Annotated in this window: 22 protein-coding genes and 1 tRNA gene; 8 read left to right on the forward strand and 15 right to left on the reverse strand. The window is 43.5% G+C overall.

Annotated elements, in window-relative coordinates; genetic code table 11:
- Positions 1 to 468 precede the first annotated feature (468 nt).
- The 5 genes from D1614_RS07295 to D1614_RS07320 all read left to right on the forward strand — a co-directional run bounded on the left by D1614_RS07295 (position 469) and on the right by D1614_RS07320 (position 6,026).
- Positions 469 to 1,473, forward strand: a complete 1,005-nt coding sequence (locus tag D1614_RS07295; protein ID WP_119437231.1) for a DUF4062 domain-containing protein — start codon at positions 469 to 471, stop codon at positions 1,471 to 1,473.
- 168 nt (positions 1,474 to 1,641) lie between these two features.
- A complete protein-coding gene (locus D1614_RS07300; protein ID WP_119437232.1) occupies positions 1,642 to 2,943 on the forward strand; it encodes an HIT domain-containing protein in 1,302 nt (433 codons plus the stop codon).
- Positions 2,944 to 3,065: 122 nt separating this feature from the next.
- On the forward strand, positions 3,066 to 3,971 hold the full coding sequence (locus tag D1614_RS07305) for a TlpA family protein disulfide reductase (protein ID WP_206609942.1): 906 nt from the start codon (positions 3,066 to 3,068) through the stop codon (positions 3,969 to 3,971).
- A gap of 143 nt (positions 3,972 to 4,114) precedes the next feature.
- On the forward strand, positions 4,115 to 4,690 hold the full coding sequence (locus D1614_RS07310) for a hypothetical protein (protein WP_147384084.1): 576 nt from the start codon (positions 4,115 to 4,117) through the stop codon (positions 4,688 to 4,690).
- Positions 4,691 to 4,808: 118 nt separating this feature from the next.
- Positions 4,809 to 6,026, forward strand: a complete 1,218-nt coding sequence (locus tag D1614_RS07320; RefSeq protein WP_147384087.1) for a hypothetical protein — start codon at positions 4,809 to 4,811, stop codon at positions 6,024 to 6,026.
- 398 nt (positions 6,027 to 6,424) lie between these two features.
- Here D1614_RS07320 and D1614_RS07325 read toward each other — a convergent pair whose 3' ends face one another.
- The 7 genes from D1614_RS07325 to D1614_RS07355 all read right to left on the reverse strand — a co-directional run bounded on the left by D1614_RS07325 (position 6,425) and on the right by D1614_RS07355 (position 12,712).
- Entirely contained in the window at positions 6,425 to 7,060 is a 636-nt protein-coding gene (locus D1614_RS07325; RefSeq protein ID WP_119437237.1) for a rhodanese-like domain-containing protein, read from the reverse strand.
- Between the two features lie 24 nt (positions 7,061 to 7,084).
- A complete protein-coding gene (locus D1614_RS07330) occupies positions 7,085 to 7,696 on the reverse strand; it encodes a rhodanese-like domain-containing protein (RefSeq protein WP_119437238.1) in 612 nt (203 codons plus the stop codon).
- A gap of 4 nt (positions 7,697 to 7,700) precedes the next feature.
- Positions 7,701 to 8,303, reverse strand: coding sequence for a YeeE/YedE thiosulfate transporter family protein (locus D1614_RS07335; protein ID WP_119437239.1), 603 nt, complete (start codon positions 8,301 to 8,303; stop codon positions 7,701 to 7,703).
- A gap of 105 nt (positions 8,304 to 8,408) precedes the next feature.
- On the reverse strand, positions 8,409 to 8,945 hold the full coding sequence (locus tag D1614_RS07340; RefSeq protein ID WP_119437240.1) for a YeeE/YedE thiosulfate transporter family protein: 537 nt from the start codon (positions 8,943 to 8,945) through the stop codon (positions 8,409 to 8,411).
- Positions 8,946 to 8,965: 20 nt separating this feature from the next.
- Positions 8,966 to 9,907: an NrfD/PsrC family molybdoenzyme membrane anchor subunit gene (gene nrfD, locus D1614_RS07345; protein WP_119437241.1), complete on the reverse strand. Its 942-nt coding sequence runs from the start codon at positions 9,905 to 9,907 to the stop codon at positions 8,966 to 8,968.
- A gap of 19 nt (positions 9,908 to 9,926) precedes the next feature.
- Positions 9,927 to 10,460 (reverse strand): 4Fe-4S dicluster domain-containing protein, encoded by a 534-nt coding sequence (locus D1614_RS07350; RefSeq protein ID WP_119437242.1) that lies wholly within the window; start codon positions 10,458 to 10,460, stop codon positions 9,927 to 9,929.
- Positions 10,457 to 12,712 (reverse strand): molybdopterin-containing oxidoreductase family protein, encoded by a 2,256-nt coding sequence (locus tag D1614_RS07355; protein WP_119437243.1) that lies wholly within the window; start codon positions 12,710 to 12,712, stop codon positions 10,457 to 10,459. Before D1614_RS07355 ends, D1614_RS07350 begins: the two co-directional genes overlap by 4 nt.
- A 552-nt stretch (positions 12,713 to 13,264) precedes the next feature.
- Between D1614_RS07355 and D1614_RS07360 the strand changes: the two genes are divergently transcribed.
- Together D1614_RS07360 and D1614_RS07365 are read left to right on the forward strand one after the other, a co-directional pair.
- Positions 13,265 to 13,651 (forward strand): QcrA and Rieske domain-containing protein, encoded by a 387-nt coding sequence (locus D1614_RS07360; protein WP_119437244.1) that lies wholly within the window; start codon positions 13,265 to 13,267, stop codon positions 13,649 to 13,651.
- Between the two features lies 1 nt (position 13,652).
- A complete protein-coding gene (locus D1614_RS07365) occupies positions 13,653 to 16,352 on the forward strand; it encodes a cytochrome b family protein (protein ID WP_119437245.1) in 2,700 nt (899 codons plus the stop codon).
- An 8-nt stretch (positions 16,353 to 16,360) separates the two neighbouring features.
- Here D1614_RS07365 and D1614_RS07370 read toward each other — a convergent pair whose 3' ends face one another.
- The 7 genes from D1614_RS07370 to D1614_RS07400 form a co-directional block, all read right to left on the reverse strand.
- The gene (locus tag D1614_RS07370) at positions 16,361 to 16,924 is read right to left on the reverse strand and encodes a molybdenum cofactor guanylyltransferase (protein WP_119437246.1); all 564 of its coding nucleotides are present in this window, start codon (positions 16,922 to 16,924) and stop codon (positions 16,361 to 16,363) included.
- Positions 16,925 to 16,970: 46 nt separating this feature from the next.
- On the reverse strand, positions 16,971 to 18,185 hold the full coding sequence (gene clpX / locus D1614_RS07375; protein WP_119437437.1) for an ATP-dependent Clp protease ATP-binding subunit ClpX: 1,215 nt from the start codon (positions 18,183 to 18,185) through the stop codon (positions 16,971 to 16,973).
- Positions 18,186 to 18,202: 17 nt separating this feature from the next.
- On the reverse strand, positions 18,203 to 18,880 hold the full coding sequence (gene clpP / locus D1614_RS07380; RefSeq protein ID WP_119437247.1) for an ATP-dependent Clp endopeptidase proteolytic subunit ClpP: 678 nt from the start codon (positions 18,878 to 18,880) through the stop codon (positions 18,203 to 18,205).
- A 132-nt stretch (positions 18,881 to 19,012) separates the two neighbouring features.
- Positions 19,013 to 20,365, reverse strand: coding sequence for a trigger factor (tig, locus tag D1614_RS07385; RefSeq protein ID WP_119437248.1), 1,353 nt, complete (start codon positions 20,363 to 20,365; stop codon positions 19,013 to 19,015).
- An 82-nt stretch (positions 20,366 to 20,447) separates the two neighbouring features.
- Positions 20,448 to 20,528: transfer RNA gene (locus D1614_RS07390), tRNA-Leu, on the reverse strand.
- 130 nt (positions 20,529 to 20,658) lie between these two features.
- Positions 20,659 to 21,600, reverse strand: coding sequence for a LysR substrate-binding domain-containing protein (locus tag D1614_RS07395; protein WP_119437249.1), 942 nt, complete (start codon positions 21,598 to 21,600; stop codon positions 20,659 to 20,661).
- Between the two features lie 94 nt (positions 21,601 to 21,694).
- The gene (locus D1614_RS07400; RefSeq protein WP_119437250.1) at positions 21,695 to 22,210 is read right to left on the reverse strand and encodes a TrmH family RNA methyltransferase; all 516 of its coding nucleotides are present in this window, start codon (positions 22,208 to 22,210) and stop codon (positions 21,695 to 21,697) included.
- A 76-nt stretch (positions 22,211 to 22,286) separates the two neighbouring features.
- On the opposite strand from D1614_RS07400, the gene D1614_RS07405 reads away from it, so the two are divergent.
- On the forward strand, positions 22,287 to 23,081 hold the full coding sequence (locus tag D1614_RS07405; RefSeq protein WP_119437251.1) for a hypothetical protein: 795 nt from the start codon (positions 22,287 to 22,289) through the stop codon (positions 23,079 to 23,081).
- A gap of 119 nt (positions 23,082 to 23,200) precedes the next feature.
- Here the strand turns inward: D1614_RS07405 and ahpF are convergent, their stop codons facing one another.
- On the reverse strand, positions 23,201 to 24,790 hold the full coding sequence (gene ahpF, locus D1614_RS07410; protein WP_119437252.1) for an alkyl hydroperoxide reductase subunit F: 1,590 nt from the start codon (positions 24,788 to 24,790) through the stop codon (positions 23,201 to 23,203).
- Between the last annotated feature and the right edge of the window lie 28 nt (positions 24,791 to 24,818).

Genomic DNA, 24,818 nt, shown 5'->3' on the forward strand with positions numbered 1-24,818 from the left:
GTTTTTTGCAAGAAGGTTTTAGTCCTGAACAAGGATGTTCTAAAAAAAAGCCAGCCTTTTCTAACAAAAAACGAGAAGGTCGGGAAAGAGAGCGAGGTATAATCTTGCTTTTTGCCAGCACCCCGGACTAAAAAGTGAGAGTGTTCTTACTTTCCACCAGCCTTCTGTAGAAAAAAGCGAGCCTAACGAGGGTTTTACTTAGAACCGCGAACTTCGGCCGGCAGTTTATGCCCGATAACACCCTGTTTAGAAAAGACTTGGTTGATTTTCTGATTATATTTAAGCAGCAAATCATTAAAAACCGTTGAATACGCTCTATCACATAAAAACAGAGAGAAATTAGTAAACCATAAAAAGTGTTATTTACAAGTGTATATCATTGGAAACGATATATTTTGATGTACCTATAGAAAATGTAAATTACTTAAATGATGCATTATACGTACATTAGCAATAACTTAGAAAACCATGAATAAACGTTATCAAGTCTTTGTAAGTTCCACTTATGCTGACCTTAAAGAAGAAAGAGCAAAAGTCATTCAGACAATTATGGAATTAGATTGTATTCCCGCAGGAATGGAGATTTTTCCTGCAATTGATGAAGAACAATTTGACTTTATAAAAAAAGTCATAGACGACTGTGATTATTATCTACTGATTATTGGGGGAAGATATGGTTCCCTTTCAGAGGATGGAATAAGTTATACTGAAAAAGAATATGATTATGCAAACCAAAAAAATACTAAAATAATAGCTTTCATTCACGCTAATCCGGACGAGATTTCATTTGGCAAATCAGAAAAAGATTCTGAATTAAGAATGAAACTTGAAGAATTTAAGAAAAAGGTTGCAACCAATAGACTGGTTAAATTTTGGAATAGATTAGATGAACTACCTGGATTGGTTGCACTGAGTCTTTCAAAAACAATTAAAACTTATCCCGCTATTGGATGGACAAGGGCTAATTCAATCGCCGACCCAAATTTATATAAGCAATTGAGTGAACTTCAAAAACAAAATCAGGAACTAAAAGAATTTGCATTAGAGCAACAAAACTTGGTAAAAAGTGACCAAGTTGATTTAGCAGATTTAGATGATAAAATAAATATCTCAGGGAAATATCGGATCTGGGATAAATGGAACAAAAGAGAGATTATTTCAGATTGGAAGATTTCTATTTCTTGGAAACAGATATTTAGCCTTTTTTCACCTTATCTAATTGACCATCCTAATGATGTAAATGCAAAATCAATATTAAGCACTGTTATTCATGCAACTGTTCCTGATGCAAGAACTTCTGGAACAGCAACTATCGATGACCAAGAATTCCAAACTATTAAAATACATTTTAAAGCATTGGGCTTAACAGACATAAAATACACACAAACGACTAAAGGTGGGATGGCTTTATTTTGGTATTTAACACCAAAAGGAGAAAATCTAATGATAAATTTAAGAAGCGTAAAAAAATAACTATTGCTAAGCGTGGTATAAGTCATGGCAGGATTAGCACTATTTGGCACGATCGAACCTGGTGCCGACATCAGCTTAGGCCGGACACTTAGATTCCCGTCGTGACCGCCACGACCTCATCCCACCATAGTTGCGCACAATACAATCTAGACAAAATAACGTAACTGAATGGAAAACTTTAATTGGATAGACATCGCAAAATTAGCAGTTTCTCTTATGACAATTGCTTTGGCAATTTACGTTACAATTTGGGGTAATGACCAGATAAGCAAAAGAAGAGAAAAACGTAAAATGTATGAAAAAATGCTAAATTCTTTTCATAGACCAATTTTACAGGCGTTTACAACAAGTAAGATGTTAAGAGAGGTTTTAGCAAAAGACAAACCGACTGATTTTAGAGCACTTCGGTATTTAATTAGTAAAAGAGATGAACTTACTGAATCTGATAAGAAATTAATTTCTGAGATAGTTCAAGTCGGGAAAGAAATTGAACAGATAATTCAATCCAACTCAGGAGACATTTTGAACTCTGACTTAAGAGAGGAAGTTGGAATACTCGCTCGTCATTTAAGGATTTTTAGATTTGTTTCTGAGCAAGAAGCAGAATATAAACCCGACCAGTTTAATGATTTTGTATATCCAAGAGAAATAAACGATTTAATTGAACGAGAACACCGAATATTATCTGAATTATCAAATGGAGAAGAGAAATATGAAAAATATAAAAAGAATGGAGAAATAAATTGCAAAAACAAAAAATGCTATTTATGCGGCCAGATTAAAGGCCAGATTGATAATGACTTGATACACATTCTGAGCAAGAAACCGAAGTATTTATATAAGAGAACTGTTTTGTATGAGAATCAATACTTCTCCCTTATCCCAAGTATTGGACCGTTAATGGTAGGACACATATTAATTTGCCCAAGAGACCACTTTATAAGTATGGCTGCATTAAGTGATGAATATTTTAATCAACTTAAAACTTTCAAAAAAGAAGTACATGAAAAAATGACTGATATTTTTAATGAACCAATACACTTCTTTGAGCATGGAAACTCAAAAAAAACGAAAAGGACTCTTTGTTCAACAGAACATGCTCATCTCCATGCTTTCCCTAGCTCCACACAAAACTACATCCAAAAAACTTCTACAATTGATTTTGAATGGAACTATAAAAATGTCGAGATTGAAGAAATAAATAGATATTCAAAAGGCAATGAGTATCTATATTATGAGACATCTGATGGAGACAACTACTTGAAGGTTATCAATGGAGACCAAATCGAATCTCAGTATTTAAGACGTCTTATTTCAGAAATCAATGGAAATTCAAGGACTTGGAATTGGAAAGAATATCCCAAGCTTAATTTAATGGATGAAACAATTAATAGATTTAAAAATTATAATTCAAAAAAAGCACCGTGCACTGCATCCTACACAAAACAACTGGGATTCAATAGCTTGTGAGGCTATTGTTCTCGCGCCAGTATTTTCTTCGGAGAATACGAACGCGCCCCGAAAACCCTCTTGTCTGCGCGATTTCATCGCGTTCCCTTCATTAAAAACACGCGATAAAATAGCACAGGAGCATGGGCATAACTTTAACGAAAATGAAAACATTCCAATTAATCACGATTTTACTGCTATCAATTTTTGTTTTTTCCTGCGCCGAAGAATCAAAAAAAGCTCAACTGATAGAAAAAGTTGAAGCGCTGGAACCTAAAGTCAATATCAGTGAACTTACTTCTGATTACCTGAAATGGTGGGCTTACCAATCCTATAACATTTCTTTATCATCAGATTTCAAGGGGCTTAACGAACTATCAGACACGATTCCCAAAAAACAATTCTTGGAAAAATTAATTACCGGCAATTACATCCCTTTAAAGTTAAAGTCTGACGATAAAGTCGAAACATATAAACTTTTTAAGCTGGATTCGAATGCAGACAAAAACATTGGAAGCACCATAAAAAATAAATCGCTGACAGACCTCAAATATTTTAATATGGAAGGATTACCACTTCCTGAATTTAACTTGACCGACTTGAACGGGAACATCTACACCAACGAAAGCACAAAAGGGAAAACGATCGTTCTAAAAACCTGGTTTATTAACTGCGAAGCTTGTGTTGCGGAATTCCCGGAACTAAATGAATTTGTCGAGAAAAACAAACATAGAAATGATCTGATTTTTTTGAGTTTAGCAAGAGACACTAAAGATGAACTAAAGAACTTTTTAAAGAAAACGGATTTTGAATACCAGGTAGTTCCCAACCAAAAAGAGTTTATTGAAACAAAGCTAAATTTACAACTATATCCAACTCATCTAATAGTGGATAAAAATGGGATCATATTAAAAGTAGGAAATAAAGCTTCGGAAATGATTTCGTTTCTTGAAAATGGGAAGAAAGCAACCGGCAAGAAATTACCACCGCCACCACCGCCAGCTTCAGCAGCAGCTCCGCCACCACCTCCGCCATCGCCATCGAAATAAAAAGATATGCACAACAAATTACATTTTGCGGGGCGGGATTCGGTGGTATGCCAACTGCGTCCCGGGGCTTCGGGATCGTTTCGCAGTTCCCCGACAACATGTACCAACTCATTGGAAATTATTTGAAAAAAGAAATTAAACGGATGAGAACAATTATTAAATTCATTATCATTTCAACTCTTTTGTGCTCTTGCGCGGCAGTTGGCACAAAGACTCTCTATAAAACGGATGAGAAAGTTGATATTAGTTCATTGGGGTATAATTCCCTTGACGGCGATACCATTCTTGCTAAAATATATCCTTTCACAAACAATATTTTTGACTCGACAATTATTGAAACATTAAAGGAATACAGCCTAGATAACTATAAATCCCTAGATGAGAATATAACTTACCAGACACCGGATATAGAAAAAATTAAAGAGATATGTTCTCAATACAATTTAGATGCACTTTTGGTTTCTAAACTAAAATTCATATATGCCACCCAAGCTATTTATTTTGTTCCGGTAAGTCACAACTGGGACACAGAAGTTGAAATGAAACTTTTTGATAAAAATGGAAGATTATTGTACAACACAAAACACAATACTTTAAAAGGAAACTCTTACATGAATCCTCCTCCTGTTGAGAGAACTGTGCACGATGGAACAAAAGGAGCACTTGTAAGAATTTTTAAAAATATGGGATTAATAAAAACGGTTGCCAACAAATCGTAATATGTCAGGCGGGGTTTTAGCCCTCACTGGTGCGCGATTTCATCGCGTTCCCCTCATAAACAAAATATAGCACGACTCCCGAGTCACCCAAATAGTAATAAAACTCAAACCCGACCCCATGAGCCGAAACCGAAAAAAGAAAAAAACAAACTGCAACAGGAAACAACTGGAGGCTGAAAAACGAAATCATTTTCTCAGGCATATACAACATATTTTTATTGAAAGTGGTTGCGGGCAGGTTTACCGCGTGCTCACACCAACGGTTATGCAAGCATTATATTCTATTAAAGACAGCTCGTTAAAAATACGCCAGGGTAATTGCTCGTGTTTAAGCAACAGCGACATAAAACTACTAAAACAGACGATTGATAAGGAAGCACAGCAAACCAAAGTAACTATAAAAAAGGGCGACTATACCATGTCGATAAAAGAGTTTTATACTTACGGACTGAGTTTGCATGTTTTGCAGACTTGGCTTGCCGAGCAGGAAGAACCGGAAATGCAGGAGGCTTATACCCTTATGAAAGAGCGGTTGGATATTGTACAGGCAGAAACTGATTTCAGATCGCACTTATTTGCTTTTTGCAGTACTTTTTCGATGATGGCATCGGAGCTGAATAAGTTTCAGTCACATGTAAAACCGCAAATTATCAGCGACAACTCGGGACGTATAAAAGGACTGGAGTTTGAACTTAACGCATATCCCTGTGAGCAAAAGAAATTTCGGATTGATGGACATACCCGGCCTGCATTCCGGGTTGGTTCTTATGCTTATTACATGATTCATCCTGAATGGGTGTCTGTTAAGCGTTCATTGTTCGAAAAGCCAACGGCATTTAATAATATCGATATTCCTGTTTACATTCAAACGCACGCCATAAACAGGCTAAGAGAACGGATAGATACACTCAGTCGCGATTGTGTGGAGCTGTATGTATATCTTTCTTTTCAAAACCCGGTTATTACATTCTTTCGGGGAAAAATACTTGTTGATTATGTATATGCCCAAACCAAATTGGGCTATTTATTGGTCGAAATAGCAGACAATGTTTTGTTGATAAAAACATTCTTGCTTCTTACCAATCAGGCAACTCCCGAGGGTGAAAAACTAAAAGATTTAACCGGACTATCGAAAATAGATATGAAATACTGGAATATCGACCGGCTAAGCACGTTTCAAAAAACCGATATGGAAGAAAACGAGGAACTGCAATTGATTTTCAGGAATGCAGGATGTAGCGGGTTATTCAGTAAGGCAGTTAATTTCCTTGAAGAAGAAGAAAAGGAACATAGGAGTATAGCCGATAATTTTCTGAAATATTGTCTACTGGAATAACCAGGGCACTGTTCGTATGATGCAGACATCGATTTATAATTTTCACCCCGCTTGAGCACTATTTCATCTTGTTCCGATCATTAAAAACACGCGATAAAATTGCGTGGAAGCGGGGCATTTATCATCTTTCCCAAAGTTTTAAACTTTGGAATCATTCAGCGTTAATCTGCGTAATCTGCGGGCAATTTCTTTCTGCTGGCGCGATTTTGTAAATCGTGCCCCGGCCTGCAAGGCTGAAAAAAGATATAACAGCGATTCTTGCTTGTAACAAAAAGGTCCCGATTGCAAATCGGAACCAGCGGGGTATAATCAGCGCGCAATTTCTTTTCAGCTTAATCAAAAAAATCCCGGTAAAAAACTCACCGGGACTTTCCGAAAATATATACTTGTATGGTTTTTTAGCAACCTCCGGCAGCCACGTTTGTTTTTTCGCGGCGCTGCACCTGAACTTCTTTCTTTTCTGCACCACTGTTAAGAGCGCCTTCTTTAGGGGCAGCCATATCAGCATAATCAAAACGTGCAAATCCTTTCAAATACCCATCGTCATCAACCGTAGAATAGAGATCGTCTTTGTGCTGAAAGTAATAATTGTATCCTCCCAGCAATAACTTCACGTTGCTGAATCCTACCTGGCGGAACAGCATAAGCGGGCCGTTGCCCTGCAGTTCATCCTCTCCGTACAGCACCACCGTAAACCCCTTTTCCTTTAGCTCTTCCAAACGCGCAATGTTTTCCTCTTTGGTCAGGTCGTTGGCCGACAGGTTTTCGGCTCCCGGAATATGTCCCTGTCCAAAAACAAACCGGTCGCGAATATCAAAAAGAATGATCGTATCGGTTTCCTTGGCGATCACAGCCTCCAGGTCCCAGGGATAGAAATACAGCTCAGACTCGGTGAGTTCCTTGATGCTTTCGTCCATCGTTAACTGGTAAGCCATTAAGGGCTTCTGCATGGTTAGGAAACCGACGACCAGAAGAACCACAAAAGCAGAAAGAGCAATAAGCGTTCTCCACGGATTTAATTCATGTATATGCATGGTAATAGTTTTTTACGGTTTTAATTAACAACCCCCTAAGGCTACATTGGTCTTCTCTCTTTTTTGCACCTGTACTTCCACTTTCGCACCGTCCGAAGTTTCTTCTTCGGCACCCGTAAAGTAAATCTGGGCTCCTTTTCTGAACGAGTAGGTTTCCATGTCGGCATACGATGCATCGTCAGAGGGCTGCTCCGGCTCAATAATGGTCTGCATCCAGCAGTTCAGCCCGCCGCGCATTACGTAGGTTCCCTTGTAGCCCAGCCGTTTGGTCAGTACCCACATTTGGTCGGCCCTGATGTCGTCGTCGGAAACAAACACCACTTTGGTTCCCGGAATCCCGAGATACGAAAGATTGTCGGCTGTCAGCAAGCTATCCAGCGGAATATTAACGGAGCGCGGCAAGGAATAACCCTGAAAATCATCTTCACTCCGAACATCGATCAGCATCAGGGAAGGGTCTCCCTGGATGATCATTTTTGCCACCTGGTCGGTACTTACATACCGGGTTGGCTGAATAATTTCCTGTAAGAGGATTTCGGGATCAACCTGGTTGGGCTCGTCATCCATTGTCAGAAACACCGTTCCGGCAGCAAGTACAAGCATCAGCAGGGTAAGAAAAATATAATTTCTGTTCATTTTCCTAGAATTTATATTGTTTCATATTCTTACGAACACGTTTTTCAATCAGCATGGTTCCCCAGAAAGCGGCCAGGGCCACCACCGTAAATGCCAGGGCAAAGTACGATGCCGGGATTCCGGTAACATCGGTAAGTGTTACATTTCCGAGCGAGCCGCTGCTGTAAAAGTCTTCGAAAAGCGGGAAAGCCACCGAGAAAACCAAAATACCCAGGTACAGGCCAATGGTAAAAAACAAGGCATCGAGTTTACCGATTGCCAAACCGGTAAAACTGGTTCCGGGACAATAGCCTCCCAGAATAAAGCCAAAACCCATGATAACTCCCCCAACAATCATGGGGCCCAGGTAGGTGGGAAGTATAAATATTTTGGACAGGTCGAGCCAGCCCAGGCAATCGAAATACATAATGCCAACCATGGCAACAATCAGTGCCGTAAAAAATACGCGAAGCACCACAAAGTTATAGCCATAAAACACACCGGCGAGGTTTCTTGACGACGAAAACCCTGCTGCTTCAAGAATGAACCCGAAAGCGATCCCGATCAAAAGAGCGATTACGAAATCCCAGCCTCCGCCTATTATACCGTTAGGAATTAATGGTCCCATATTTTAATTTTTTGAATGTTCTGTTTTTATTTAGTTTTCAGTCTCAGTTTTCAGTCTCAGGAATTTCGACACTGAGAACTGCCAACTGCGACTGCCAACTTTCTTCTATATCCATAATTTTCTAAAGAAGTAAGCGATGATGTACCCGGTTCCAAAAATCGAGAACATCACGATCACCCCTCCCAGGGCGAAAGTTGCCGTTCCGCTTAAAGCGGCACCGCTGGTACATCCTCGTCCAAACTGGCTGCCCAGCCCAAACAAGGCACCGCCAATGAGGGCCCATATCAAACGTTTTCTGCTGGTAATGTTCGGCCCGTGATCGGTTCTGAACTTTTTAACGCGTCCGAAAAGCAGGCCCGACAGCAAACCGCCCACCAACACGCCAAGCGTTTCAAACACCAGCCAGGTGTACATGGGCGAATGGTCGTCGCTCACAAACTGGCTCATGTAATTATTGGCTTTTGTGGCCGATGGTGCAATCGTGTTCGAAGTAGTTACTACCGCACTCTTTACAGCGCCACTGGCTCCCAGTCCTCTACCGGTTATGTAAACCGTTAAAAGAATCAACAAGCCCAGCAAAACACCCCCCAGGTACGGGTTGATGTATTTGGGTTGATTATCGATGGTATTATTTACGTTCATGCGTATGCTATTTTTTTGATTTAGTACAAATAACGAGTGATCTGACCGGCTTCCACCATGATAAAACGGAACATCAATCCGCCCACCAGGATCATTACCGGCGGCAACCATTTGGGCACATGAAATCCGCGGAGTTCAAGCACTTCCAATACGGCAGGGAAAATTAGCCCCAGGATCACCACAAACACCCAAAAACTTACGGTAAACGGTCCGCCCAAAAACAGGTTGGCCGCTTCGATGGCAGTTTGCGAGCCGGCTTTGAAGCCCATAAAAAGATGGACGATCAAAAAGAGCTCGATCACAATCAAGATCAAATCGATACGGCTCAGTTTCTTGCGTTCTTTTTCGTCTTTGCTTATCCAGATGATGGTTGCCAAACCCGTTGAAAACCCTGACACCAGGAACAAAGGCCCCAGAATAGAGGTATTCCACAGCGGGCGGGCGTTAAAGGCCGACAACAAAATACCGGTATACACCCCAAGAATAATGGCATAGATCATCATTGCCCAGGCAAAATACTCCCGGTTTTTGATCACCCAGGCTTCAAACCGTTCCAGAAAATTGAACTTCCAGTTCCAGCCGGGAACCAGTTCTTTCATGTAACTGGCCACCCAGATAAAAGAAAGAGGTGAAATAATCATGAGGGTCCAGGCTCCCCAGCTCATGGGAGATTCCAGCCTCACGGTTGTATACAACTGCCAGAAAAACAGTTTATGCTTTAAGTCGAGAAACAAGGCAAATAATCCCAGCACCAGCGCGATGGGAGCAATAATAGGCGCCCATTTTACGGTAGCCTGCATCTGCTTTTCCTTTCCACGAACCACATAAAATCCGGCAAAGAAAAGAATACCGGCCGCCAAACCTCCTAAAAACAAATAAAGAGGAATTTGCCAATGCCAGATATTGAGGTAAGGATCAATATTCGGAATATTACGTCCACTTACAAATAATTCTTCCTTCATGTTTTGTCAATTTTATGGATTAGGTAAGAAAATACAATTGAGGTTTTGTACCGGCTTCCGGCGCCAGCACTTTCCATTTGCGGTCTTTGATAGCCAGTGAAACATCGCTGTTCGGATCATCCAGGTTGCCAAAGTGCAGGCATCTGGTCGGACAAACATCCACACAGGCCGGACTCTGACCTTTCTGCACACGATGCAAACAGAATGTACATTTATCCACATACCCTTCCGGATGCGAGTACCGTGCATCGTAGGGACACGATTGAATACAGGCTCCGCAACCGATGCATTTATCGTGGGTTACCGCAACAATTCCACCTTCTTCAATGTGGCTCGCCCCCGTTGGGCAACAACGCACACAGGGAGCGTTATCGCAATGGTTACACCGCTCGGAACGGAATTCCAGGCTAAGGCTCGGATAAGTTCCGTCAACGCTTTCAACAATCCAGTCGCGACAGTAGCCGTGAGGCACATTATTTTCTGTTTGACAGGCCACTACACAGTCGCCACACCCGACACATTTTTTTGTGTCAATTGCCATTGCATATCTCATGCTTTAACCTCCTTTCCTTCCAGTGCAGGATCTTCTGTTAAAAAAGTTATAAAGTTTCCTCTCATGCCGGTTCCGCCCATTATCGGGTCAACCGCCACGTTGGTAATCATTTCGGTATCGCTGGCTCCACGCCCGAATGCCCGCGACAGTTTTTTGTTATTGTGTCCAAAACCGTGGACCATGTAAACCGAATCCCAGCGAATTCTTTCGGTTACACGAACCTTAACCGGGAACGAGGTAATGTGCCCGTCCTGGTTTTTCAACCAAACCTCCTGGCCTTTTTTCAGTCCCCACAAGTCAGCTACTTTGGGGTTCACCCAAACACTGTTTTCACTCATTAAATCCGAGAGATTCGGGTTATTCGACGTACGGCTAAAAGTATGCATCGGAGCACGGCCGTAAATCAGTCGATAGAAATTCTGCGGTGGTTCCGGATGTTTGGTATATTTTGGAAGCGCGTCGAACCCGTGGTCGGCAAAATCGGTAGAGTATAATTCCACCTTTCCCGTATTTGTATTGAAAGTAAAATCTTCTCCGTCGCCAAGGTAAAGCGGACCGCTCTTTCTTGGGAATTTCTTCAGCCCGATTTTTTTCATCTCTTCGAGCGAAGTTCCCATCTTTTTCAGCTGCCAGTCGATCACTTCTGCATAATCATCGTAGTTAAAGTAATCGTGCAAGCCCAGGCGTTCGCCGATGTGTTTGGCAATCCACCATCCCGGTTTGGTATCGTATTTTGGCTCAATGGCCGGCATACGCAACGCAATGTTGGGTTCCCGGTTGGGCGCCGAACGAATAGCATCGTAGCGCTCCAGGTAAGTAGCTTCCGGAAGTATCACATCAGCATACCCCGTGATGTCCATCGGCATGGTGTCCATCACCGCGATAAATTCTACCGAAGCTGCTGCTTCTTTAAACAAAGGCTTATCCGGCATCGACAGCGGCAGGTTTGTTCCGGCTACCAGCCAGGCTTTTACCTGGTGTTCGTAGTTGTATCTCGGAATCGATGCTTTCAGCAATTCGGTGGTAATCCCCATGGTTGCCAGAGGATATTTCCCATAATTCAGGTCTTTCCAGGTCCATTCCGGCTCCGGATATTCGGGTTGCGGGAAATGCGGAACCGAAATTCCTTCAGGCAAGTACAAGCCACCTCGTTTCCCCCATGCTCCCAGCAGTGCGGTAAGTATCGCCATTGCCCTTTCGCGTTGGGTATCGTCGCCGTACCAAACCACATGCCTTCCGGGGTGAATCACTACCGCCGGTGCTGCACCTGCCATTTCACGGGCCGTTTTGCGAATCTGCTCCGGCTCAATGGTGGTAATTCCGTAAGCCCATTCCGGAGTCATGTTTTTAACATGCTCTTTCAGGTATTCAAAGCCAAACGTATATTTCTCAACAAATTCCTTGTTGTAAAGTCCTTCATAAATCAACACATGAATCCAGGCCATCAGCAGGGCAATATCCGTAGCCGGCTTAATCGGAAGCCAGTAACTGGAATGTGCTGCAGCGGTTGAAAACCGGGGATCGACAGTAATAATAGCTGCACCGTTATCAATTGCATCCGACATCTCCTGCACCTGCGAGTTATGCATGTTCTCACCCAGGTGCGACCCGATCAGTACCAGGCAGCGAGTATCGCGAATGTCAGTCGACTCAGGCGAACCAATGTAGGCGCCAAAAGTGGAAAAATAAGCTGACGAACGCGGTCCGCGGCAATTGGCAAAGGCCGGTTCTGCATTGGTTTCAGAACCATAGGCACGCAAAAGATGGTGAAAATGCCCCCCCGGAGTTCCGTGATTGAACAAGCCAAACGCTTCCGGGCCGTACTTTTCCTTTACTTCTTTCATTTTCCCGGCTACCAAATCCAGCGCTTCTTCCCAGCTTGCTTCCCGGAAATACTGACTGCCGTCTTTTTTTGTTTCCCGGATCAGCGGCGTCTTCAGACGGTCCTCATCGTAAACCATTCCAACTCCGCCTGTGCCACGCGGACACAAACGACCGTTGCAGTGCGGATCGTTCTTGTTTCCGATCACTTTCCGGATGCGGCCGCTTTTGTCAACATATGCCCAGGCTGCACATTTCCAGAAACACACTTCACAATAGGTTGGATAAGGAGTCAGATCTTCGTCGCTCACCGGCCCTTCGGTTTCCGATTTGAACAGACCAAATCCGTTCGAACCAAAAGCCTTTATGCTAAGAGCCGCAGCTCCGGTTCCAACTGCTGAAATTCTGATAAAATCCCGTCTTGTCTTCATGCGTGAAACATTTTTATGGTAAGAAGGCAAACATGCTTGCCTTTCATCTATTTCATCAATTATCTAATATCAATATCTAAATAGTTGCATTTCTAGATATGATGGCAAATATAAAAAGGTTTTCGTATTAGAAAGCTGTCAATTGTCAATTTGAAAACATTAAAAATAAGTAAATTAGAACAGCTACAAGAAAGAATGCTATAAAACACATATGATTATAAAATACACAACAATCAACTGAACAACAAATAAATAAAAAATACATTAATGGATTTTAGCCTATCTAAATAAAATACTTTTTAGTATTAATTGAGAACAAATGATACATTAAATACAGAGTCTAAATAAAAACTACAACCGACATAAGTTCACTGAAAAATGCATCCAAATGCCCAATGGTAAAGAGACAGTAGCCTTCCGGAAAGAATATTAGATAACATAAAAAAGAAATGTCGGTTTCAAATTATTCCAAATTATCTCATATTTGCCAAACCGATGGCATAATCTAGCTGAAAGAAAAGCAGGAAATAACCGACAAAAAAATCGTAACAGATGAACGACAGGAGAACATTCTTGAAAATCGCATTGGCCGGAATTGTTGCTTTTTTTGTGTTCATCTGGAACAAGCTAACCCTCTACCACCTGAAAACCACCAAGCAGCAAAGAACCACGGTTCCGTTTACGAAAAACAAGGAAGTGTTTTTTGCCGATCAGTACATTATTGTTACGAAGAACAACGCTACCACTGTTTTTTCGGCTCATTGCACCCACCTCGGATGCAAAATTGACAAAACCGAGGGCGACCGCCTGGTGTGTCCCTGCCACGGCTCAGAATACGACCTGCAGGGGAATGTGATAAAGGGCCCAGCTTACAAAAACCTGGAAGTACTTCCTTCGCAGTTATCTGACGATGGACAAAACATAATAATCGGAGCCTGAAATGAGCAAGAAGAAAAACAAAACAACCTTTGGAACCTTGTCGCTGGCCATGTTTTGGCTGGTGGTTCTTTCGGGTGTTGCGTTGGCCATTCCTTTTGATGTAAAAGATCCGTATCTGAGCATCAGCAACATGATGGTCGTAAATCCGTGGGCTTCGTTTATCCGCAATTATCATTACTGGAGCTCCCAGTTTTTCCTTATTTTCAGCCTTATACATCTTTACGAACATTACCACTACAAGGGAAAGATCGGACTTAAAAAAGGCCTTTCTTTTCGTTTGAGCCTGGCGGTCCTGATCATTTTCCTGGCCATGATCACTGGTTTTCTTCTGAAAGGAGACGCCGACAGTCAGCAGGCCCGGCAAATATTGCAAACGCTCACCGAACGCCTTCCACTAATAGGGCAATCGCTGGCCTTTTCGCTTTTAGGTGCCCCCGAAAGCTACCAGCTGATTTATGTACACCACATTGCCACTTTCACGGTTTTCATTGCCATTGCCATGGTAGAACACGGCCGGAAATTCTGGCCTCCGGCACTCGATTTCGTGGCATCTTCAGCAGGGCTTCTTATTTTCAGTTACTTTCTGAGTGCCCCCCTGCACGACAACCTGAATCCCGCGGTAAAAGGCCCCTGGTATTTTGTCGGATTCCAGGAAATACTGCATTGGCTCAAGCATCCCGAGTGGTCGCTGTTTATGTTTTTGGCGGTTCTTATACTGGTTTACCTTGCCAATTCCGCAAAAGGCAAAACCATGTTCCTCAGCAAACGCTCGCTGCTCATTTTTGTGGGTTTGTATTCTGTGCTCACCATTGTCGGGCTGTTTTTCAGGGGGCAAAACTGGAAATGGACAACACCGTGGAGCCAGGAATATAAATCTGAAGTCCTTCATAACTTCCGGACACCCGCCGTTAATTTTTCGCCCGAATTTGAACTGAATGAAGCGCTTGCATCTCCGGTTATTCAGGGAAGAAAAGAAAGTTGCCTGGCCTGCCACACCGGGACACACGGTTTTACAGATTCACACCGGGCCGAAGCAGTCGGCTGTATTTCCTGTCATTCGGGCAATCCTTTTGCCACCGCAAAAGAACAGTCACACCGCAACATGATCCTTATTCCAGGGAACCTGGCAAACGCCCAGCAATCGTGTGGCACCACACAGTGTCATCCGCAAATTACGGAGCGCGTTCCTACCGGACTAATGGCCACTTTAAGCGGTATGATCAGCGTAAATCGTTTTGTTTTTAATGAACAGGATACTCCCGATGAGCGTGCACATGTCACCCAGTTGGGGAATTCAGCTGCCGACGAACATCTTCAGAATTTGTGTGTTCGCTGCCACCTGGGAAACCCCAAAACCGAACCGGGCCCTGTAAACGAGTTCAGCCGTGGCGGAGGATGCCTGACCTGTCATTTAAACTACAGTCCGGAGGCCGAAAAAGAACTGGCGGAAAACAAAGGAGAAATTATGCGGGCACATCCCGAAGTAAGTCTGAAAGTTACAAACAACCACTGCTTTGGCTGCCACAGCCGTTCGGGCCGGATTTCGACCAACTACGAAGGCTGGCACGAAACAACACTGACAAAAAAAGAAATGCCCGACTCGGCCCATTACCGGCTTATTGAAGGTGAACGGGTGTTTGTGAAAAAGCAGGAAGATGTACACCACAAACTCGGACTGGAATGCATCGACTGTCATCATTCATACGAGCTGATGGGCGATGGCAATCATTACGCGCACCAGGAAAACCAGCAGGATGTTCAGTGCTCGGATTGCCACATCGACGGCGAACCCCGAACCATTGCAGCTGAAGACCTTGACAATGAATCGGCCATTATTGCGGCGCTTCGTTTTGGCAATATTGCAGGCAAAAAACTATTGCTGACCGAAAAACACAAACGCGCCTTGATCAACACTTATGTCGAAAACGACTCGGTGTATTTCATCACCAAAAACAGTGGTAAAAAAATGACCATGCGGGCACCGGCAGCCGTTTGTTCGCGAAACGAGGCACATTCCAGCCTCTCCTGCTCCAGCTGCCACACCTCGTGGGCACCTACCTGTATTGGCTGCCACAATGCTTACGATGCCAATGAGCGCGGATACAACATGATTGAAAACCGCGAACAGAAAGGTACGTGGGTGGAATACATCGGGCAGTACGAGGCTAAACCGCCAACACTGGGCATTCGGAAATCAAAAGATAAAACAGAAGTCGTTCCGGTTATTCCGGGAATGATTATGACCATTGACATGAAATCGTACACCGGCAACGAAAACGATCCCGAAATTTTTCATCGGTTGTATGCCCCCACTTCGCCGCACACCACCTCCGCCAAGGGAAGAAGTTGCGTAAGTTGCCACAACAACCCGGTGGCGCTGGGCTACGGAGAAGGCGAGCTTAACTATGTTATTGCAAACGGAAAAGGAACCTGGGAATTCAGTTCGCAATATGCAGCCGATCCGCACGACGGACTACCGGCCGATGCCTGGATCGATTTTCTGAAAACCCGTACTGAAAAAGTGGCCACCCGCTCCGATCTTTTCCCCTTTGACGAGCAACAACAGCAGCGCATCCTTACCGTGGGAGCCTGCCTTACCTGCCACGACGAAAACTCGGAAGTAATGCAACAAAGCCTGAATCATTTCGAAGAACTTCTCAAAACCAGGACTCAGCAGTGCATCCTTCCGGAATGGAAATAAACTTTGGATTATTTTCCTGAGTTCAAATCCTCCGGGTAATTCAGGTTTCGGAACAACTCAGGATATTTTTTTACCCATTTGTCCGATTCAACAAAATGGGTGTTGATTTCCTGTAGCAGAAAATGCAATTTGTAATTACCCTCTCCGATTTTGGCCTCGATTTGCGGAAGAATACTCTTGCGGTAAAAGGCAATCAAAGGTTCTTTCTTCCCATCGTGGAGAGGAACAACGGCATCAAAATCACTGGTTTCTTGTTTTAGAAATTCGATAAAATCAGCAGCAACAAAAGGAGCGTCCACACTTAACACAAAATTCCATTCATTGCCCGATTCTTTTAGGCAGGAATAAATGCCTCCCATGGGGCCACAATCTTTTACCTCGTCAGCGACCAGTCGATGCGATCCAACCCGGTGCTTTTCCGCATCAGAACTGATCAGGATTTCATCACAGAGCTTCGAGCACAAATCAACAGCACGGGACAAAAGTGTTTTGCCGTCTAACTCAAGCAGTGCTTTGTCGGCTCCCATACGGCTGCTTTTTCCCCCGGTAAGAATGATGGCTGTGATTTGCATCCTTTAAAAACAAAAAGCCCTGACAGAAGTGCCAGGGCTGCGTATATTAACTAGCTTTTAATCGCTGTAAACTCGATTTATCCAGCTTATCTGCTGCATATTCTTTTGTGATCACGAAGTGCTCCACTTCTTCCGAAGGCATGTCGAACATCGCATCGTTCATGATGTTCTCGCAAATGGAACGAAGTCCGCGGGCACCCAATTTAAACTCGATGGCCTTTTCTACGATGTAATCCAGGGCATCCGGCTCAAATTCAATTTTAATACCGTCGATCTCAAACAACTTTTTGTACTGCTTAATGATCGAATTTTTGGGCTCGGTAAGGATGTTCCTTAGTGTCTCTTTATCCAGCGGATCGAGGTAAGCCAACACCGGCAAACGGCCGATAATCTCAGGAATCATACCAAACGATTTCAAGTCCTGCGGCGAAACATACTGCAACAGGTTTTCACGTTCGATGCGGTCGGTTTCCTTGGCAGCACTATATCCAATCACTTTTGTATTCAAACGGTTTGCGATTTTGCGCTCAATCCCGTCGAAAGCGCCACCGCAAATAAAGAGGATGTTTTTGGTATCCACCGGAATCAGTTTCTGCTCCGGATGTTTCCTTCCTCCCTGTGGCGGAACGTTTACGATCGAACCTTCCAACAGCTTCAGCAAACCTTGCTGAACACCTTCGCCTGACACATCACGCGTGATCGAAGGATTATCTGATTTACGGGCGATTTTATCGATTTCATCTACAAATACAATTCCGCGCTCGGCCGCTTCCACATTGTAATCCGCCGCTTGCAGCAAACGGGTTAGCAAACTTTCTATGTCTTCGCCCACGTAACCGGCTTCGGTTAAAACCGTGGCATCAACAATGGTGAAGGGAACATGCAACATCCGGGCAATGGTTCGCGCCAGCAGGGTTTTCCCGGTACCGGTTTCACCAACCAAAATGATGTTGGATTTTTCAATCTCTGTATCGTCGTCACTAACGTGCTGTGTCAACCGTTTGTAGTGGTTGTACACCGAAACTGAAAGAATTTTCTTGGCGCGGTCCTGTCCAATCACATACTGATCCAGAAATTCCTTGATTTCCTTTGGCTTCATCAGCTGAATCCCATCCAGGTCGAAGCTGTCGTTGCTTTTGAGTTCTTCCAGAATAATGGAGTGCGCCTGATCAGCACACCGGTCACAAATATGCCCGTCGATCCCAGCAATGAGTAAATTCACCTCATTCTTCTCCCGTCCGCAAAACGAGCACTTGTCCATATTTTTACTATTTGACATTATTTCCTGTTACGTACCAAAATTTCGTCGATCATACCGTATTCAACGGCCTCTTCGGCAGTCATCCAGTAATCACGATCCGAATCTTTTTCAATTTGTTCAAAAGTTTGTCCCGAATGTTCTGCAATAATAGAGTACAGTTCATTCTTGATCTTTTTGATTTCGCGGGCGGTAATCTCAATATCCGAAGCCTGCCCCTGGGCACCTCCCATCGGCTGGTGGATCATGATCCGCGAATGTTTCAGTGCCGAGCGCTTTCCTTTGGCTCCGGCGGTCATTAGCACTGCTGCCATCGAGGCTGCCATACCGGTACAAATGGTGGCCACATTGGCTGTAATGTATTGCATGGTATCGTAAATACCCAAACCGGCATATACCGAACCTCCGGGCGAATTAAAGTAGATCTGAATATCCTTGCTGGGGTCGGTTGATTCGAGGAACAGCAACTGTGCCTGGATAATGTTAGCTACTGTATCGTCGATCGGAACACCCAAAAAGATAATACGATCCATCATCAAACGCGAAAACACATCCATAGAAGCTACGTTCAACTGACGTTCTTCAATAATGGTTGGAGAGATATAGGCTCCGTACATCGAAGTATACCGGTGCAAAGTCATGCTGCTTATTCCTGCATGACCGGTTGCATATTTTTTAAATTCGTTGTGGTTTTCCATTGTATAATTCACTTAATAAAAAAACTTTGCAAATCAGTTATTTTAAACGATTCACAAAGTTATAAAAAAGTTCTTTGCTCTTACCTTTTCGCAGGAGCTATATTTCCTCGATGTGAAACAGGCTGTATTCGCCTATTGCATCATTTTTGTAAACTCTTCCTGAGAGATTTCTTCCTCTACAACAGTAACCTTTTCTTTTACGATTGCGATTACTTTGTCTTCGTGAAGCTTTTTGTAAATGCGCTCGTTCTCTTCCGGTTTTTCAAGCATCATTTTAGCAAACGACTCCAGTTGTTCTTCCGGAACATCGTAGATACCGTATTGCTGGTACTGCGCCAATGCAATGTTTTTCGCAAAATCTTCGGCTTCTTCCGGTGTTACTTTTACTTCAGCTTCTTTGGCAATTGAATCTTTGATCAGCTGCCATTGCAGGTCTTTCATAAAACCGTCGAAATCCTGATCAATCTGCTCTTCTGTCAATTCTTTGTTCACTTCTTTCAACCAGCGTTTCAGGAAAGCTTCAGGCAACTCAAGGTTAGCCTGTTCTACCAAACTGTCGCGGGTATCTATCGCAAATTTATATTCTGAAGAACTTACCAAACTTCTGGCGATCTCTTCTTTGATTCTTGCTCTGAAATCTTCGATCGTTTTTACCTCAGTTTCTTCACCGTAAAGCTTTTTGAAAAGCTCTTCGTTCAGTTCTGCTTTCTGAAACTGAAGCACTTCAGTTACTGTGAATTTGAATTCGCTGTTCAGCTCGTCAGCCTCTTCATGCTTGATGTTAAGCATGTGACCTACTTCGTGACGGTTGTCGAAAGCTTTTACCGGATCGAAAATAATAATGTCGTCTTTCTTGCAACCAACAAACGATTTTTTGATCTCTTCGTCTTTGATTCTATCCACCGCCAGGATCACGCCTTCCGGTGCAATGCCACCTTCCACGTCGCTTCCTTCAGCGTCGATCTGAACAAAGTTTCCGCGAACAGAACTGGTTTCGCTTGCTTCTTCTGCCGGAACGTTTTCGCCCAACTGATTGGCAGCCATTTCTTCCTGTTGCTGAACCATTTCATCCGAAACAGCAATCTTATAATACTTCAGTTTGTTGTCTTTGTCTAACGAAACATTTACTTCGGGAGCCAAAGCAACATCGAAAGTAAAAGTGAAATTCTCGTCCGTTTCCCAATTGATAGGAGCCTGTTTTTCTTCGTTCGGAAGCGGTTCTCCCAGGATTGGAAGTTTTTCATCCACCAGGAATTTCGACAAATTATGAGAAAGCAATTTGTTTACTTCTTCTACCAAAACAGCTGTACCAAATCTTTTCTGGATAAGCCCTTTAGGTGCTTTTCCTGGTCTGAATCCCGGGATGGAAGCTTTTTGACGATAGTCTTTCAAAACATCCGCCACTTGCTTTTCGTAATCAGCCTTATCAATGGCAATGTTGATCACTGCATTTACATTGTCGATGTTTTCCCTGGTAATATTCATTTGTTCTTACTTAAATTAATTGCTTTCCTATAAACTAAAACCGCCAACTCTTACCTAAACAGGAAGGTCGGCGGTAAGCTTGTGCGGATGAAGGGACTCGAACCCCCACACCGTAGGTACTAGATCCTAAGTCTAGCGCGTCTACCAATTCCGCCACATCCGCATTTAGCGGCGCAAAGGTAAACAAAAATTTTATTTTCCAATACCTTTTGCGCTTTTTAATAAAAATCTTATCCCTCTACTTTTAAATTGGCCCTGAACATCTTTTCATCCGGTGGCCTCTCAAAAGTTGTTTATTTCCATTCCACAATTGTTCCGCGCGACGGGTCTTGCAGCTCTTTAGGTACCACCTCGCGCATTTCGTTCAGCAACAGGTTGATCAACTTATGCTTGGCAAAATGGCGCGAATAAACCAGGCTAACTTCCCGCAGCGGTTTCATGTTGGTAAAGCTCATTACATTGTAAGCCCGTTTTTGCGACATGGTTGCTTTTGCCAGTTCCGGAATCAAGGTAAGCCCTCCTTCCCTGTCAACAATGTTCATCAGCGTTTCGAGCGATCCAGCCTCAAAATGGAATGGCAACTGGCTGTCGGTTGTGCCCAGATACGAGCAAAGATTCACCACCTGGTCGCGGAAACAATGTCCATCGCTCAGCAGCCAAATCTCGGGCGTCGCAATATCTTTTACGGTTATCTCTTTTTGCGTATGCAACTTATGGTTGGCATTCGCATAAATCAGCATTTCTTCGTAGAAAACCGGTTTTTCAATAATCTTCTCTTCCTTTAAAGGAGTAACCAAAATACCGACATCAATTAAGTCTTTGTTGATGAGTTGTATGATGTTTTCGGTGGTTGCTTCTACCACTTTAATAAAAATATTCGGGTATTTTTTCTTGTAAGCACCGATAAAAATAGGCAAAAGATAAGGTGCCAGTGTAGGAATAATACCGATCCGCAACATTCCCGAAACCTGGTTTTTATGGTCTTTTACAATGTTGTTGATTTCGTCGGCCTGTTTCAGCACTACGCGGGCCTGTTCAATAATCCTGACTCCTACATCTGTAGGAATCAACGGTTGCTTACTTCGGTCGAAGATGATGATCTCCATATCTTCTTCGAGCTTTTTAATTTGCATGGAAAGGGTTGGCTGCGTAATAAAACAGGCTTCGGCTGCTTTGCCAAAATGCCGGTAGGTATCTACTGCAACTATATATTCCAACTGAGTTAAAGTGATCATGGCGCGTTGATTTTTGCTAAAATTAGAAAAAATCTATAATATCAGGGAATACATTGCCCCAAAATGGATATTGTAAAGTAAATGCTAAATCCGCTTATTTATAGTGCTGTTGTCGAAGCCATTCAAAAGCCGCTACCGACAGCGCATTCGAAATATTCATCGATTTACAGCCGCCATGCATGGGGATAAATACTTTGCATTCGCTTTTTTCGATGATGTGTGCGGGAATTCCGTGCGACTCACTTCCGCCCAGTAAAATGGTTTTCCCCGGAATTTGTTGCGTAAAAATATTGGAAGCCCCCTCGCAGGTTTCCAAAACCGTCAGCGAATAATTCTTGAGGTATTCTGTCGTAAATTCTTCTTCGGAAATAATCTGCCAGGGCATTTGATCGTAGGAAAAACCGGCTGTTCTGCGAATTTTTGATTCACGCTGCTGCTCGTTCCCCTGGATAAACAATACCCTTTCGGCCCCCACGTTGTGCGCCAGCCTGATTATCTTTCCCATGTTGTCGGGGTTTTTTAACTGCCATGCAGCAATGATCAGTTTTCTATCAGAACCATCACTACCAACAGGGTTATTTTTGAAAAAATCTACTGCGTTGGTATTCATCTTCCGGTATGCTTAAAAATGTTTTATCATTCGTCGAACTGCGGCTAAAATACTACATTTGCCAAAAATGGTAAGTATGAGACAGGTATTTCAATACATCATCGTTGCATTGTTATTTTTTGTTTCGGCATGTGGCCCGTCGGAGGAAGACCTGGCCCGCGTAAAAATGGAACAGGCTAAAAATCTGTTGGTTCAGCAGGATACGGCAAAAGCTTTGCAAACCATGGACAGTATCCCGGGTTTGTATCCCAAGGCCATGTATTCGATCAATGCCGCGAAAAACCTGGCAAACGAGGTTCGTTTTGAAGTACTGCAAAGAAAAGAGTCGGAACTGGATACCATTAAAGTGCGCATTACCGAACTGGAAAAGAATTTTGTAACAGAGAAAACGGAGTTTGACCGCTACACCCAATACATTCACAAACGCCAGACGTTCCAGCGTGCCTGGGATCGTTCATACATCCAGGTTCACCTCGACGAACGGGGCGATTTATACCTGAGCAGCAACTACCACGGCGAAAACTGGCTCGACCATACAGGAATAAGGGTTTACGACAGTGGTGAAGACGCCAAAACAGATACCATCCCGATAGGCAGCCCCGATAACCACCGCAGCGATTTTATGGAAGCCAAGTGGGAAAAAGTTTCTTACCGCAACGGTAAAGACAACGGCGTGATCGAATTTATCGCCCAGCATGTTGACCGCAACCTGAAAGCTGTTTTCCTGGGAAACGAATACTACTACATTATCCTGGAGAAATACGACAAGGAAGCGGTTCGCGATGCACTTGCCCTTTCAAAAGCCATCAAAGCACGCACCCGGCTCGAAGCAGAAATTTCGGCTTTGCATAAAAAGCTGAATATTCAGTAAATTTCAGCTCAAGTTTCCTTCCGGGAAAAACGAAACAGATAAAGTACCGGCGGCACAACACAAAAAAAGGTGTTTGCTGTACGCAAAACACCTTCACCCTTCGCTCTCTGCAGAGAGAATCAGGAATTCAACTCTGCCTCCTCAAGGACCACTCCAAGAAGTTGTCCTTTTATTTTGTCTTCAAAAGCTGAGAGTGCGGCTTTCGAGCCTTCACCCATCGCAATTATAATCTGTTTAAACGGTACTTCTGTTACATCGCCGGCAGCGTAAACTCCGGGCTGTGTAGTGCGGCAATGTGCATCGATCACGATTTCACCTGCCCTGTTGCGGTCTACCACATCGGCAAAAACACCGCTGTTGGCCAGCAATCCGATCTGAACAAAAACACCGTCAACCGTTAATCTTTCTGTCTCTTCTGTTTTTCTGTTTTTGAAATCAAGCCCCGTTACCTTTGTTCCGTCACCAATTACCTCGGTGGTTTGAGCCGAAGTAATCACTTTCACATTGGGCAGTTCTGCCAGTTTATCCTGAAGCACTTTGTCGCCTTTCAGTTCATCCATAAACTCAAGCACCGTCACTTCTGTAGCGATCGCAGCAAGGTCAATGGCAGCTTCCAGACCGGAATTACCACCGCCAATCACAGCTACTTTTTTACCCTTGTAAAACGGACCGTCGCAATGCGTACAGAAAGCCACTCCCGAGCCAATGTACTGACTTTCGCCGGGCACACTCAGTTTCCTCCAGCTGGCACCGGTGGCAATAATCAGTGCCGGAGCACTCAACGTTTCTCCCAACGAGGTTTTCACCACTTTTATCCCGTCAACCACCTTGGTTTCTTTGATCAAACGGTTTTCCAGAACATCAATCGGATAATCTCCCAAATGTTGCTTCAGGTTGGCTGTTAATTGGGCACCCGTTGTTTTGGGTACCGAAATCATGTTTTCGATGGCAACCGTTTCGGTAACCTGTCCTCCTACTTTTTCGGCCACAATGGCTACCGAAAAACCTTTTCGAGCTGAATAAATAGCTGCTGAAACACCTGCAGGACCACCGCCGGCAACGATGACGTCATAACTTTTTTCAACAATTGATTCCGCAACCGGTTCTGTTCCGCTTAATGCTTCTATTTTCCCTAGCAATTCTCCCAGCGACGAACGACCTACGTGCAACGCTTTGCCTTCGGACATAACCGTGGGCACCGCCTGAATCCCCAGCTTTTCAACTTCCTCTTTGTTGATTCCGCCATCGATGATCTCGTGCGAAATGATCGGATTAAAAATCGAAAGGACATTGAGTGCCTGCGCTACTTCGGGACAATTGGTGCAGGTAAGCGAAATGTAACTTTTTACCGTCACCGGATTTTTCAAGGCTTTTATACGGTTGATCATCGTCGCATCCGGCAGGTTTTTACCAATGCCATCCATGTTTAAAACAGCCAGCAGCAAAGTTGTAAACTCGTGTCCGTTCGGTACTGCCCGGAATACAATCGAATTTACCTTCCCGCCGTTTTGAAGGATGGAAAATGAGAGTCCTTCGCTTTCTGAAATCTGAACATTGAGTTTTTCTGAACACGAAGCAACGTCCGTTAAAAGTTCCACCATTTCGGTGCGCGCCGGATGAGCGGGAGCTGCTTCAATATTAAATGTATAATTGTTTTTCAGACCGGAAAAAATCCCTTTTACCTGGTCTTTTAAGGCTTGTTCTAACATGGCGTTTTAAAAAAAGGGGAGGAACACA

Origin of the sequence: Maribellus luteus, from assembly GCF_003576475.1 — a bacterium.
Classification (GTDB): Bacteria; Bacteroidota; Bacteroidia; order Bacteroidales; family Prolixibacteraceae; genus Draconibacterium; species Draconibacterium luteum.